This is a genomic window from Micromonospora sp. DT41 (assembly GCF_049841715.1).
Taxonomy (GTDB): domain Bacteria; phylum Actinomycetota; class Actinomycetes; order Mycobacteriales; family Micromonosporaceae; genus Micromonospora; species Micromonospora profundi.
The window spans coordinates 280,514-293,559 of the sequence record NZ_JBNCKU010000003.1 but is presented as its reverse complement, the minus strand read 5'-3'; the positions used below and the strand labels follow the sequence as shown (position 1 = coordinate 293,559).

The window sequence follows — 13,046 nt, the reverse complement described above, 5'->3', positions numbered from 1 at the left end:
TCAGACCTCCCCGGGCTCGTCGCCGAGCGCCACCGGCACACCGACAAGCGAGCCGTACTCGGTCCAGGAACCGTCGTAGTTCTTGACGTTGCGGTGACCGAGCAGCTCCTGGAGCACGAACCAGCTGTGCGAGGAGCGCTCGCCGATCCGGCAGTAGGCGATCGTCTCCTTGCCGTCGTCCAGACCGGCGTCGGCGTAGATCTTGCGCAGCTCGTCGTCGGACTTGAACGTGCCGTCCTCGTTTGCCGCCTTGGACCACGGGACGCTGATCGCGGTCGGGATGTGACCGGCCCGCTGCGCCTGCTCCTGCGGCAGGTGGGCGGGTGCGAGCAGCCGGCCGGCGAACTCGTCGGGGCTGCGCACGTCGACAAGGTTCTTGGTGCCGATGGCGTCGACGACCTCGTCACGGAAGGCGCGGATGGAGGTGTCCGGCTCCTGCGCGACGTACTGCGTCTTCGGCCGCTGAACCGCGTCGGTGACCAGCGGACGGGCGTCCAGCTCCCACTTCTTGCGGCCGCCGTCGAGCAGCTTCACGTCGCCGTGGCCGTACAGCTTGAAGTACCAGTAGGCGTACGCCGCGAACCAGTTGTTGTTGCCGCCGTAGAGGATGACGGTGTCGTCGTTGCTGATGCCCCGCTCGGAGAGCAGCGCCTCGAACTGGGTCTTGTTGACGAAGTCCCGGCGGACCTGGTCCTGAAGGTCGGTCCGCCAATCGATCTTGACGGCGCCGGCGATGTGACCGGTGTCGTAGGCCGAGGTGTCTTCGTCGACCTCGACGAAGACGACGCCCGGGGCGTCGAGGTTCTTCTCGGCCCACTCGGCCGAAACGAGTGCGGTGTCGCGACTCATCGAATCACTCCCTGGTGAATGGATGGTGAGTCAGCGCGCGAATGTCGATGGATGCAGTTGTCGCACCGCGCGCGGGACCCAACGGAAGGACGGGATCACGGGTTCGTGCGACGGCGCCGCTGCCGGGCGTTCGGTGGGATCACCGGAGGGGTCGAGGACCCCGCAAGCCGGTGGCCGCCATCAGGCGGCCGAAAACAGCCCCGCCGTCAGATGACGGGGCGACACAGGCAGGTGGCCACGCGGCACAGGTCGACCGCGCGCCGTTTGGTGAGGTGAATCCCCATGGCCACGGAGCTTACCAGTGAGTGACGGAGCTGCCACAGAGCCGACCAGCATCCGGGAATCGCCCCGGCTGTCGGACCATCGGGGCGTCCCACCGACGGAGGAAACTGACGCGCCAATCAGCCGGCGGAGTTGATCGGCACGTCCTTCGCGTCGGCGGTGACGGCCAGACCTTCGGGCAACGGCCGGACTTCCCGGACCGCGAGCTGGAACGGCAGATCAGGCAACGGCACGTCGACGGAGATGCCCTTGGCGTAGTTGTTCAGGATCGTGCGGGCCAGCGGCAGGTTCGGCAGACCCTCGGCGTCGAGGTTGCTGAACCGCAGCGCGACAGCGCCGTTCTCGGCGACGGTGACGTCAGCAGTACCGCTTACCGTGAAGCTCTGGCCGAGCACGTCGACAGGTGCCGTGACGGCGAGCTTGCCGCCCTGCTCGCCGAGGGTGAGCCCGGGCCGGTTCAGCAGCGCGGCGAGGCTGTCGTAGCTGATCGTTCCGGTGCCGTTGACGGTGTCCGCCACGACGTCGCCCTGCCCGGTGCGCAGGGTGTCCAGCGATGCCCGCACGTTGCGGGCGTCCACGTCGAGCACCGGCAGCCGAACGGCGTCACCCTCAACCGATGCCTGCACGTCCCGCAGCTGGATGGAGATCCGCTCGTAGCGACCGTCGAGCACCTGGGTGAGGAACGGCGTACCGGCGACCTCCACCTTGGGAGCGGCGGCCTGTGCGCCCTGCTTGCTGACCTCCTGGCTGACCCGGTCGGCGATGAGGCGCTCGGCCACACCGACAGCCACCCGGTCGGCGACCACCAGCAGGCCCCCCACCACCAGGAGCAGCACGACCAGACCGATGAGCAACTTGCGACCGCGCCGTCGGGGCCGGGCATCGTCAGCCGGATACTCCTGGGCCACGCCGCCTCCTGTCTCCACCCGCCGCGGCGCGGCGGAGCGTGCGTACCGGTGCCGCAGCGCGGCGCCTCCGTAGGTACCCGACCGGCGCCGCGCTCAACCGTGGCTCACGGCCCGACGGTGGATCAAAGAAAGAGCATGCACATCGCGTACGCCGCCGGCGCGGCCAGGGCGAAGCCACCGAGCGGCCCCTGCATGTGCCGGGCCACCCACATCGTGGGCAGTTCACCGGCCATCATTCGGCCCGCCTCCGCGTACCCCACGGCGAGGTCGGAGAGCACGGCGGTGACCGCCGCGACCAGGCCGAGCACCGCGGCCCGCGTCGGCGTGAAGGGTGCCACCAGGTAGCTCCCGAGCACCGCGCTGACAAGCGTGCCGACCATCGCGCCGGCCACCACGCCAGCGGCGCCCCGGGGCACCTGCGGGGCCAGCCGGGGCCACGGCAGCACCGCGTCGGTGAGCCGGGCGACGGTAAGCGCGACCCCGCTTGCGGTCAGGCAGACCGTGATGGCCTGGGTGCCGGCCGGGATGCGGCTGAGCACGATCAGGGTGCCGAACGCCACCACGCCGACCACGATGAGCAGTGTGGCGCCGAGTGAATCGGTGACCCGGGCGCGGTCGACCCGACGGACCAGTTGACCGAGCACCGCGGCGAGGAATCCGCCGGCCGCCAGGTAACCAAGTGGCGCCAGGCCGGCGACGTCGGTCTGCACGGCGGCGACGTCGACGCCTGCGGCGACCACCGCGCTGACCCCGGCGACAAGCAGCACCGCCGGTGGGCGCATCGCCATCGTCCAGGCGAGGATGAAGAGCAACTGGACGCCGAAGATGACGAACGCGAACGGCAGCCGGTTGCCCGGCCCGGAGGTCTGCGCGCCGAGCACCAGACCGAGGCCGAGCAGCGCGGCGAAGCCGGCGATGGTCAGCGCCAGCGGGCGGCGCACCTCGACCGGGGGTACGACCTCCTCCTCCGGCTCGTCGACCTCGTCCTCGGAGCGGCGGGCGGGCTCACCGGCGCGGCGAGCCCGGCGCGGCCCACCGCGCTCACGGCGTTCGCCATCGGTGCCAGCCGGCCCGGTGCGCGGCGCTGGCGTTTGGCCACGGGTCGGGGCGGCCGGACCCGAGCGGGGGCCGTCGGGCCACGATTCGCGATCGGCGTCGGACGAGGTGGAGGGAAACACGCCCCGATCGTGCCAGACCGACCGCCCGACACGGTGGTCCCGGGTTTCAGCAACGTTAAAAACTGCGCCACGATCAGGGGCAAGCTAGACAAACAGGAAAGGGCCTGATGGTGCGGGCGAGGCGATCGGTTAGTCTCAGACGCGTTACCCGCCCGTCAGCGACGCCGGGACCACGCAATTTCTCAGCGCACTCCTCGATGAGTGTGTCTGGTCGCGCGCGGCGATGCGCCGCCGGGACGGAGGTGATCGTGGAGATCCTGCTGCTGGTGACCGCGCGAGCGGGGGAGCCGTCGGCTGTGCTGCCGGCACTCGACCTGCTGCCGCACTCGGTTCGCACCGCGCCGCGAGACGTCCGCACACTTGTCGCCGGGCCCAGCCCGGACGCGGTGCTTGTGGACGCCCGTTCGGAACTGAGCGAGGCCCGGGCGACCTGCCGGATGCTGCACGCCACCGGGCTCGGTGTGCCACTTGTCGCGGTGGTGACCGAGGCTGGCCTGATCGCGCTGAACGCCGACTGGGGCGTCGACGACGTCATCCTCGCCTCGGCCGGCCCCGCCGAGGTGGAGGCGCGGCTGCGCCTGGCGGTCGGGCGTCTGAGCAACGCGACCGCCGGTGCCGGCGGCTCGATCCGCGCCGGTGAGCTGACGATCGACCCGGACACGTACGCGGCGAAGCTCAAGGGTCGCCCGCTCGACCTGACCTACAAGGAGTTCGAGCTGCTGAAGTTCCTGGCCCAGCACCCCGGCCGGGTGTTCACCAGGGACCAACTGCTGCGCGAGGTGTGGGGTTACGACTACTTCGGCGGCACCCGGACTGTGGACGTGCACGTCCGGCGGCTGCGCGCGAAGCTCGGCTCGGAGTACGAGTCGATGATCGGCACCGTCCGTCAGGTGGGCTACAAGTTCGTCGTGCCGCCGTCGCGGTCCCTGCCCGAGGCGGAGCACGCGCCGCTGCCCGTCTGACATTGACCTGAGGTCGCTCAGAGCGATCCCGCCTCCTGACGATTTCCCATATGCCCCTTTTGCGCAGCCCGTCGGCTCTATTCTGACTGCCGGGTTTGTCGAAAAAAGGGGGCGACGGTGCGCGCAGGTACCACGGGGGCAATGGGCGGGCGCGCCCTGTCGACGAGGCGGAAGCCGTGATCCGGGTCAACTCGACCGCGCGGGCCGCGGCGATAGTGACGCTGGTTGTGGTCGCGCTGCTCGGCTCGGCGTACGTGCTGGGCCGCAGTCTCGTCCCCGACCAGCCTCAACGGCAGGCCACCGGCGTCACCACAAACGACGGCGAGCCGCACTACGCCGACCAGCCCCCCAGCGACAAGCCCAGCGTCACGCCGAGCGCCAGCCGGAGCACCGGCCCCACCGAGGCCGGCCAGGACGGTACGGGGCGGGACGCCACCGGCGACCAACTGTTCGGCGCGCACACCGGCACCGGCAGCGACCGACTCGCGCTGACCTTCGACGACGGACCGGACCCGCGCTACACCCCGCAGGTCCTCGCCGCCCTGCGCGAGTACGACGTCAAGGCCACGTTCTGCGTGGTGGGCGAGAACGCACAGAACCACCCGGACCTGATCCAGGCGATCGTGGCCGACGGGCACACCCTGTGCAACCACTCCTGGCACCACGACGTCTCCCTGGGCAACAGGTCGACCGACCAGATCCGCGCCGACCTGCTGCGCACCAACGCAGCGATCCGGGCTGCGGTGCCGGAGGCGCCCATCGTCTGGTACCGCCAGCCCGGCGGCGCCTGGACGTATCCGGTGGTGTCGGTGGCACGGCAGCTCGGCATGACCCCGCTGCACTGGTCGGTGGACCCGTCCGACTGGCAGGCCCCCGGCGCCGGCAAGATCGCCGCGACGGTATCCACGCAGGTGGGACCAGGCTCGGTGGTGCTGCTGCACGACGCGGGCGGCGACCGGCAGGGCACCGTCGACGCGCTACGCCGGATCCTGCCGGAGCTGAGCACGCACTTCGAGTTGGAGGCACTGCCCACCGACCCGACCTGAGCCGGCTGCGGCTTTACTCGGCGACGGTCCGAGCCGCACGGCACCCAGCGGATACGGTGGCGGAATGAGCAGCGCGGAGCCGACCAGCGACCAGGTGACCCGTACCGACCGACTGGCTCCGGCGGACATCGCCGACGTGCTGGCTCTTGCCCGCGCCGCGGGCGACACCGACGGCGCGGACCCGCTCGACGAGCACGTCCTGCTTCGGCTGCGCGACCCGGAGGCCAGCGCCGTACACCTGCTGGCCCGCGCCGACGACGGCACCCTCACCGGGTACGCGCACCTGGACACCACCGACCCGGTGGGCGGAATCGGCGTGGAACTCGTCGTGCACCCCGGCTACCGGCGGCGGGGCACCGGTCGGGCGCTGGCCCGTGGCGTGCTCGCCTCGGCCACCGGGCCGCTGCGGGCGTGGGCGCACGGCGACCACCCCTCGGCCGCGGCGCTCGGCGTGGACCTCGGTTTCACCCGGGCGCGGGTGCTCCTGCAGCTGCGCCGGCCACTGACCACAGCGCAGGGCGAGCCGCGCCTGCCCGAAGGGGTGGCGCTGCGCGCGTTCCGGCCGGGGGCGGACGACGCGGCGTGGCTGACCCTCAACTCACGCGCCTTCGCCGAGCACCCAGAGCAGGGCCGGTGGACCTCGGACGACCTGCTTGTCCGCCTCGCCGAGCCATGGTTCGACCCGGCCGGTTTCCTGCTCGCCGAGGAGACCGGTACCGGCCGGCTGCTCGGCTTCCACTGGACCAAGGTGCACGAGCGTCCGGGGTCGGCCCGCATCGGCGAGGTGTACGTCCTCGGCGTCGAACCGACAGCGCACGGCGGCGGGCTCGGCCGCGCCCTGACCACTGCGGGGTTGGCCTACCTGCGGGACAAGCGGGGCCTGGACCGGGTGATGCTCTACGTGGACGAGTCGAACAGCGCAGCTGTCGCGCTGTATGAGCGGATGGGCTTCGCCCGCTGGTCCGCGCACATCAACTACCACCTCGGCTGAGCTGCAACGGGGCACTGAAGTGCCCCGGTTCACTTAACGGACAACTCGCCCTCAGCGAGCGGTCATCTTCCAGGCCGTACGTGTTCACCTTGCGTTCACTTGTGACCGGCGAACCGGCTACCTGGCACTTCTAACTTTCGTGTCAGCCGGCCAGTGCCGGTTCTCGGGCCCCGGATTCGGGGTGCCAAGTCAGACGCGAAGGGAACCCTCAGGTGAAGCTCCAGCGGTACGGCGCGATTGCCGGCCTCGCTCTCGCCGCGACGCTCGGCCTCAGCGCATGCGGCTCGGACAACAACGAGCCCGCTGCCGGTGCCGGCGCTTCGGGCTCGGCCGCCGCGATCGACTGCGCTACCGGAACGCTGAACGCCCAGGGCTCGTCGGCGCAGAAGAACGCCATGGCCGAGTGGATCAAGGCGTACCAGCAGAAGTGCCAGGGCACCACCGTCAACTACGAGCCGACCGGTTCCGGCGCCGGCATCCAGGCGTTCATCGCCGGGACCGCCGACTTCGCCGGCTCGGACTCCGCGTTGAAGCCGGAGGAGCAGCCGCAGGCCGACGCCAAGTGCGTCGACGGCAAGGCCATTCACCTGCCGATGGTGATCGGCCCGGTGGCCGTCGCCTACAACATCAGCGGCGTGGACAACCTCCAGCTCAAGCCGGCCACCCTGGCGAAGATCTTCACCGGCAAGGTCACCAAGTGGGACGACCCGGCCATCAAGGCCGACAACCCGGACGCCAAGCTGCCGGCGACCACTATCCAGACCGTGCACCGCTCGGACGAGTCGGGCACCACCGACAACTTCACCAAGTTCCTCTCCAAGACCGCCGAGGCCGACTGGACGCTCGGCAACGCCAAGGCGTGGAAGGGCCCGGGCGGCACCGGCGCCAAGGGCTCCGACGGCGTGGCCAGCCGGGTCAAGGGTGCCGAGGGCTCCATCGGCTACATGGAGTGGTCGTTCGCCGAGAACGCCGGCCTCAAGATGTCCAAGATCGGCAACGGTAACGGTGAGTTCGCCGCGCTGACCGCCGAGACGGCCGGCAAGACCATCGCCGGTGCCGAGATCGAGGGCCAGGGCGACGACCTCAAGCTGAAGATCGACTACAACACCGAGGAGGCCGGGGCCTACCCGATCGTCCTGGCGACGTACGAGATCGTCTGCAGCAAGGGCCTCGCGGCCGACAAGTTGAAGCTAATCAAGGGACTGCTGGGCTACGCCGCCAGCGCCGAGGGCCAGAACTCGCTTACCGACCTGGGCTACGCCCCGCTGCCGGAGACGGTTCGCACCAAGGTCGAGACCGCGGTCAAGAACCTCTCCTGACCCGACCCCAACACCTCAGCAACCGAATCGAGCGAGCAGATGGGTGAAACCCCTCACCGCTCGGCCGACGCCGGCACCGGCGGGACGCAAGTGACCCAGAGTCACGAGTGGCCCGCCGGTGCCTCGGCGCACGTGGCCGAGGCACCAGTAAGCACCCGTCCCCCGGGCAGCGGAGGGCTGGGCGGCGGCGGCGCGCTGCCGCGCAGCCGTAAGTTCGGCGCCGAGCGGGCCTTCCGCGGTCTCACACTTGCCGCCGGCACCGCCGTTCTGGTCATCATCGCCGCCATCGCGATCTTCCTGGTCGCGAAGGCGGTGCCGGCCCTGCGCGCCAACACCGAGAACTTCTGGTCCTACGAGGGCTGGTCCCCCAACGAGACCGAGCCGAAGTTCGGCATCGGCGCCCTCGCCTTCGGCACAGTGCTCAGCTCGGCACTCGCGCTCCTCGTGGCGGTTCCGGTGGCGTTGGGCATCGCGCTCTACCTCTCGCACTACGCTCCCCGCCGGCTCGGCACCGCGCTCGGCTTCCTGATCGACCTGCTCGCCGCCGTACCCAGCGTGGTCTTCGGTCTCTGGGGCCGCGACGTCTTCAGCGGCCCGGTCCGGGACTTCTCGATCTGGCTCAACCAGCACTTCGGCTGGATCCCACTCTTCGGCGGCGACGGCCCGTTCGGCGCCTCCGTCATGCTGGGCGCCCTGGTGCTCGCGATCATGGTGCTGCCGATCATCACCTCGCTGTCCCGCGAGGTGTTCCTCCAGACGCCCACGGCGAACGAGGAAGCCGCCCTCGCCTTGGGCGCCACCCGCTGGGAGATGCTCCGCACCGCGGTACTCCCCTACGGGCGCCCCGGCATCATCGCCGCGGTGATGCTCGGTCTGGGCCGGGCGCTCGGCGAGACCATCGCCCTGGCGCTGACCCTCGGCATCACCTTCGGCATCTCGTTCAACCTGATCCAGAACGGCGGCAACACCATCGCCGCCAACATCGCCAACGCGTTCGGCGAGGCGAACGAGACCGGCCGGGGCGCACTGATCGCCTCCGGCCTGGTGCTGTTCACCATCACGCTGATCGTCAACATCACGGCGCGGGCGATCATCTACCGCCGCCGGGAGTTCACGGAGTCGGCCGCATGACCACAACCGCCACCTCCCGCCGCACCCCTCCGCCGGCCCAGCCGGACTCGCTGCGGGCACGCCGTCTGCCCCGGTACGCCGCACCGGCAATCGCCGTCGCGGCCCTGGCCCTCGCCGCCGTGATCGTCTACGGCGCCGGCATCGGCGGCCCGGTCCTCGTTGTCGTCCTCGGCGCGATCCTCTACCTGGTGGGGCTCTTCGCCGCCGCCAACGCTGTCGAGGGGCGCCGATCGGCCCGCAACCGCACCTGGAGCGCGCTGATCCACTCCGCGTTCGTGCTGGCGCTGCTGCCGCTCGTGTCGGTGGTCTGGACGCTCGTCAGCAAGGGCGCCGAACGCTTGGACGTCAACTTCTTCCAGACCTCGATGAACAACATCGGGGCGCGTGACGCGAACGGCGGCGCGTACCACGCGATCGTCGGGACGCTTGAGCAGGTCGGCATCGCCACCCTGATCACCGTGCCGCTCGGCATCCTCTGCGCGATCTACATCGTCGAGTACGGCCGGGGCAAGTTCGCCTTCGCGATCCGGTTCTTCGTGGACGTGATGACGGGCATCCCGTCGATCGTCTCCGGCCTCTTCGTGCTGGCGTTCTGGGTGCTGATCGTGTCGCCGTGGTTCAACGACGGCCGGCCGAGCTTCTCCGGCTTCGCCGCCGCGCTCGCGCTGAGCGTGCTGATGCTGCCCACCATCGTGCGGTCCACCGAGGAGATGCTCCGCCTCGTTCCCGCGCCGCTGCGCGAGGGCGCGTACGCGCTCGGCGTACCCAAGTGGAAGACCATCCTGAAGGTGGTCCTGCCGACCGCGCTGCCTGGCATCGTCACCGGCGTCATGCTCGCCATCGCCCGCGCGGCCGGCGAGACCGCGCCGGTGCTGCTGGTCGCCGGCGGCGGTGCCGCGATCAACGTCAACCCGTTCGAGAACAACCAGTCGTCGCTGTCCCTCTTCGTCTACCAGCAGGCAAGTGACGCGTCGCGGTACGCGCCGGCGCGGGCGTGGACCGCTGCGCTCACGCTTGTCGCCCTCGTACTCGTCCTGACGATCGCGGCGAAGCTGCTGGCCCGTCGCAACCGGCTCAGCCGATGAACCCCGGAGGTACCACCACAATGGCCAAGCGTGTCGAAGCCTCGAACGTCACCGCCTACTACGGCGGCTTCAAGGCGATCGAGAACATCAACCTGACAGTCGAGCCGAAGACGGTCACCGCCCTGATCGGCCCGTCCGGTTGCGGCAAGTCCACGTTCCTGCGGTCGATCAACCGGATGCACGAGGTGCTGCCGGGTGCCCGGGTCGAGGGCAGCCTCACCGTCGACGACCAGGACATCTACGACCGGGACGTGGACGTCACAGCGGTCCGGCGCATGATCGGGATGGTGTTCCAGCGGCCGAACCCGTTCCCCACGATGAGCATCTTCGAGAACGTGGTGGCCGGGCTGAAGCTCAACGGCGTCCGGAAGAAGTCGATCCTGGACGAGGCCGCCGAGAAGGCCCTGCGCTCGGCGAACCTGTGGGACGAGGTCAAGGACCGGCTGGGCAAGCCCGGCGCGGGCCTCTCCGGTGGTCAGCAGCAGCGACTGTGCATCGCGCGGACCATCGCTGTCGAGCCGCAGGTAGTCCTGATGGACGAGCCGTGCTCGGCCCTGGACCCGATCTCCACGCTGGCGATCGAGGACCTGATGTTCCAGCTCAAGGACAAGTTCACGATCATCATCGTGACCCACAACATGCAGCAGGCCGCTCGTGTGTCGGACCGGACTGCCTTCTTCTCGATCGAGAAGACCGGCGACCCGGGCCGCCTCATCGAGTACGACAACACGCAGAAGATCTTCAGCAACCCCGGCGTGAAGAAGACCGAGGACTACATCACCGGCCGCTTCGGCTGAGCTGACCCGATCCGGTCACCGACGTCCGCCTCCCGCCGTGCGCGCACCCCGCGCCTGCGCTGGACGCTCAAGATCGTGCTCGATCCTGGAAACAGTGGTCTCGGCCGCACGATGAGACCACTACTTCCTGGATCGAGCAGATGTTCGCCGGCAACCGGCGAGCTGCGTGTCAGCCGAGCACGAAGCGGGGTTCGCCGTCGGGCGGAAGGTCCAGGCGTGGGGTGATCGGCGTGGCGGCGTCCCGGTCGGCCGCCGCACGCGCCACCCCGGCCAGGTCGCCGGCGGCCGCTACCTGCGCCAGCGTGACGAGGGTCGGCGGCAACATGGTCAACTCGCCGGCCGCGTGGCGGGCCAGCGCGTCCGCCGGGCGGATCCAGAGGGTGTGGTCGGCCTCGCCGGAGACGTCCCGGGTCCGCTGCCCCTCGGGCAGCAGGGCCACGAAGAAGTACGTGTCGAAGCGGCGCGGCTCGAACTCAGGCGTGATCCACCGGCTCCACGGCAGCAGCAGGTCCGATCGCAGCGTCAGCCGACGGTCGGCGAGCAGCGCCGCGAAGCCCAGCCGTCGCCCCTCCAGGTCCTGCCGGGCGGCCTCCCAGTCATCTCCACTGACGTCGCCCACCACCGTCGCCGGGTCCGGGCCGGCGAGCAGCACGCCGGCCTCCTCGAAGACCTCGCGGGCCGCTGCGCAGACCACCGCCTGGGCGGCGTCCGGGTCGACCCCCAGCCGCTGCGCCCATCCGGCCGGCGGCGGGCCCGCCCAGTCCAGGTGCGCCTCGGAGTCGGAGCGGTCGACCCCACCGCCGGGGAAGGCGTACACACCGCCGAAGGTCATCGATGCGACCCGGCGGATGACGTACACCTCGAAGTCGGTGTCGGTCGGACGCAGCAGCAGCACTGTGGCCGCGACCCGCGGCACCGCCGGGGTGCCACCCTCGGCCTGGAACCGGCGGGCGTGCTCGACCAGGGCGGCCGGTGCGGCGAAGCCGTCGCTGTCGATCGTCATGGCGCGAGCCTAGTTGCCGACGGCACCTGCACGGATGCGCGCCCGGGCGCTGACGGCCGTGCGGGCGGCCGGCAGGAACGTTCGACACAGCGACGCCACCGTCGGTCCGCGCGGCGCTGTCCGCGTGCCGGCAATGCATGCCGCGCCTCTGGCCATGCCGCGCGTCTGGCCATGCCGCGCGTCTCGCCGTGCCGCACCTCTCGCGAGATGGGCGATGGTCCGGTCACTCATTTCAGCGTGATGACTGTGAGACATATTGATGTCTGAGAGTCATCACGCTTGTGGCAGCCCGACCTGGCCCAGGAACAGCGCGCACAGCGTCACGGCCCCGGGCCGAACGCGGCACGGTACGAGCGCGACTCGGCACGGTACGAGCATGGCGACGAGCAATCGATGCGACGAGGTGATCGCCGGCCTTGGCGGGCCACCTCGGCCGTGAGCCCCTGGGCGGGCCGGGCGTCGGGCGGTTGAGCTGGCTCGACTAGCGTTGCTGGCATGACTCGTTGGGGCATCCTGGCCACCGGCCAAATCGCCAGCCGTTTCGCCGAAGACCTCCGACTGGTGCCGGACGCCGAACTGGTCGCCGTCGGCTCCCGCAGCGTCGAGACCGCCAAGCTCTTCGCCGAGCGGTACGGCGCGCAGCGCGCGCACGGTTCGTGGGTGGAGTTGGCCGCCGATCCGGAGGTCGACGTGATCTACGTGGCGACTCCGCATGCCGCTCATCACGAGGCGGCCCTGACCTGCCTGACCGCCGGCAAGCCGGTGCTGCTGGAGAAGCCGTTCACCCTCGATCTCGCCACCAGCACCGACGTGGTGGACACTGCCCGCGCCGCCGGGGTCTTCCTCATGGAGGCCATGTGGATGCGGGTGAATCCGCTGATCCTGCGGGCGGTGCAGTTGATCGCAGACGGGGCGATCGGCACGGTGCGCAATGTCCGGGCCGATTTCGGGGTGGCCGGGCCGTTCCCGCCTGAGCACCGCATGCGCAACGCGGCGCTGGGCGGGGGTGCGCTGCTCGACCTGGGGATCTACCCGATCAGCCTGGCTCACCTGCTGCTCGGCGTGCCGCAGCACGTCCGCTCGTGGGCGAAGCTCGGCCCGGAGGGGACGGACGAGAACACCGGCATCCTGTTCGGCTACGACAGCGGGGCGCTTGCCACCCTGAGCTGCGGCATGGTCGGCGCGAGTGAGCTGACCGCCTCGATCACCGGCAGCACAGGCCGCATCGACCTGCCGGAGCCCTTCTTCCGGCCGGGCTTCTTGACTCTGCACCGCGACGGCGTCGAGCCGGAGACGATCACCACCGAGATCGTCGGCAACGGCTACCAGCACGAGGCGATCGAGGTGCAGCGCTGCCTTGCCGCCGGGCTGACCGAGAGCCCGCTGGTGCCGCACGCCACCACCCTCGAGGTGATGGCCCTGTTGGACGCGATCCGCGAGCAGATCGGCGTCCGCTACGAGTGAGCTCGTGAAAGGAAGGGCCCCCTATTAACGC

At 70.3% G+C, this 13,046-nt stretch carries 13 protein-coding genes; 8 read left to right on the top strand and 5 right to left on the bottom strand.

The features are described from left to right. The 4 genes from ACLQ23_RS07710 to ACLQ23_RS07695 all read right to left on the bottom strand — a co-directional run bounded on the left by ACLQ23_RS07710 (position 1) and on the right by ACLQ23_RS07695 (position 3,217). Entirely contained in the window at positions 1-849 is an 849-nt protein-coding gene (locus tag ACLQ23_RS07710; RefSeq protein ID WP_355589723.1) for a sulfurtransferase, read from the bottom strand. A gap of 206 nt (positions 850-1,055) precedes the next feature. Next, positions 1,056-1,133 carry an Ms5788A family Cys-rich leader peptide gene (locus ACLQ23_RS07705; RefSeq protein WP_312877454.1) on the bottom strand — a complete coding sequence of 26 codons (78 nt, stop codon included), beginning with the start codon at positions 1,131-1,133 and terminating at the stop codon, positions 1,056-1,058. A gap of 117 nt (positions 1,134-1,250) precedes the next feature. Then, positions 1,251-2,039, bottom strand: coding sequence for an LmeA family phospholipid-binding protein (locus ACLQ23_RS07700; protein WP_355589725.1), 789 nt, complete (start codon positions 2,037-2,039; stop codon positions 1,251-1,253). A gap of 122 nt (positions 2,040-2,161) precedes the next feature. Then, a complete protein-coding gene (locus ACLQ23_RS07695; RefSeq protein ID WP_355589727.1) occupies positions 2,162-3,217 on the bottom strand; it encodes a hypothetical protein in 1,056 nt (351 codons plus the stop codon). Between the two features lie 242 nt (positions 3,218-3,459). Here ACLQ23_RS07695 and ACLQ23_RS07690 point away from each other — a divergent pair, with 242 nt between their 5' ends. From ACLQ23_RS07690 to pstB, 7 genes are all read left to right on the top strand, one after another. Beyond that, positions 3,460-4,179: a winged helix-turn-helix transcriptional regulator gene (locus ACLQ23_RS07690; protein ID WP_179781168.1), complete on the top strand. Its 720-nt coding sequence runs from the start codon at positions 3,460-3,462 to the stop codon at positions 4,177-4,179. 176 nt (positions 4,180-4,355) lie between these two features. Continuing rightward, positions 4,356-5,225: a polysaccharide deacetylase family protein gene (locus ACLQ23_RS07685; RefSeq protein WP_355589729.1), complete on the top strand. Its 870-nt coding sequence runs from the start codon at positions 4,356-4,358 to the stop codon at positions 5,223-5,225. Between the two features lie 64 nt (positions 5,226-5,289). After that, positions 5,290-6,216 carry a mycothiol synthase gene (mshD, locus tag ACLQ23_RS07680; protein ID WP_355589731.1) on the top strand — a complete coding sequence of 309 codons (927 nt, stop codon included), beginning with the start codon at positions 5,290-5,292 and terminating at the stop codon, positions 6,214-6,216. Positions 6,217-6,428: 212 nt separating this feature from the next. Continuing rightward, positions 6,429-7,535 (top strand): phosphate ABC transporter substrate-binding protein PstS, encoded by a 1,107-nt coding sequence (gene pstS / locus ACLQ23_RS07675; RefSeq protein ID WP_355589733.1) that lies wholly within the window; start codon positions 6,429-6,431, stop codon positions 7,533-7,535. Between the two features lie 39 nt (positions 7,536-7,574). Further along, positions 7,575-8,666: a phosphate ABC transporter permease subunit PstC gene (pstC, locus tag ACLQ23_RS07670; protein ID WP_355589735.1), complete on the top strand. Its 1,092-nt coding sequence runs from the start codon at positions 7,575-7,577 to the stop codon at positions 8,664-8,666. Then, positions 8,663-9,751 (top strand): phosphate ABC transporter permease PstA, encoded by a 1,089-nt coding sequence (gene pstA / locus ACLQ23_RS07665; protein ID WP_355589737.1) that lies wholly within the window; start codon positions 8,663-8,665, stop codon positions 9,749-9,751. Before pstC ends, pstA begins: the two co-directional genes overlap by 4 nt. Positions 9,752-9,771: 20 nt before the next feature. Next, on the top strand, positions 9,772-10,548 hold the full coding sequence (pstB, locus tag ACLQ23_RS07660) for a phosphate ABC transporter ATP-binding protein PstB (protein WP_306273337.1): 777 nt from the start codon (positions 9,772-9,774) through the stop codon (positions 10,546-10,548). Between the two features lie 169 nt (positions 10,549-10,717). Here pstB and ACLQ23_RS07655 read toward each other — a convergent pair whose 3' ends face one another. Beyond that, the gene (locus ACLQ23_RS07655; protein ID WP_355589740.1) at positions 10,718-11,551 is read right to left on the bottom strand and encodes an NUDIX hydrolase; all 834 of its coding nucleotides are present in this window, start codon (positions 11,549-11,551) and stop codon (positions 10,718-10,720) included. 495 nt (positions 11,552-12,046) lie between these two features. On the opposite strand from ACLQ23_RS07655, the gene ACLQ23_RS07650 reads away from it, so the two are divergent. Beyond that, on the top strand, positions 12,047-13,015 hold the full coding sequence (locus ACLQ23_RS07650) for a Gfo/Idh/MocA family protein (RefSeq protein WP_355589742.1): 969 nt from the start codon (positions 12,047-12,049) through the stop codon (positions 13,013-13,015). Positions 13,016-13,046 lie beyond the last annotated feature (31 nt).

Excerpts from the sequence above, each read along its gene's own strand:
- ACLQ23_RS07710 (WP_355589723.1), bottom strand. The coding sequence starts at position 849 with ATGAGTCGCGACACCGCACTCGTTTCGGCCGAGTGGGCCGAGAAGAAC.
- ACLQ23_RS07705 (WP_312877454.1), bottom strand. The coding sequence starts at position 1,133 with ATGGGGATTCACCTCACCAAACGGCGCGCGGTCGACCTGTGCCGCGTG.
- mshD (WP_355589731.1), top strand. The coding sequence starts at position 5,290 with ATGAGCAGCGCGGAGCCGACCAGCGACCAGGTGACCCGTACCGACCGA.
- pstC (WP_355589735.1), top strand. The coding sequence starts at position 7,575 with ATGGGTGAAACCCCTCACCGCTCGGCCGACGCCGGCACCGGCGGGACG.
- pstA (WP_355589737.1), top strand. The coding sequence starts at position 8,663 with ATGACCACAACCGCCACCTCCCGCCGCACCCCTCCGCCGGCCCAGCCG.
- pstB (WP_306273337.1), top strand. The coding sequence starts at position 9,772 with ATGGCCAAGCGTGTCGAAGCCTCGAACGTCACCGCCTACTACGGCGGC.
- ACLQ23_RS07655 (WP_355589740.1), bottom strand. The coding sequence starts at position 11,551 with ATGACGATCGACAGCGACGGCTTCGCCGCACCGGCCGCCCTGGTCGAG.
- ACLQ23_RS07650 (WP_355589742.1), top strand. The coding sequence starts at position 12,047 with ATGACTCGTTGGGGCATCCTGGCCACCGGCCAAATCGCCAGCCGTTTC.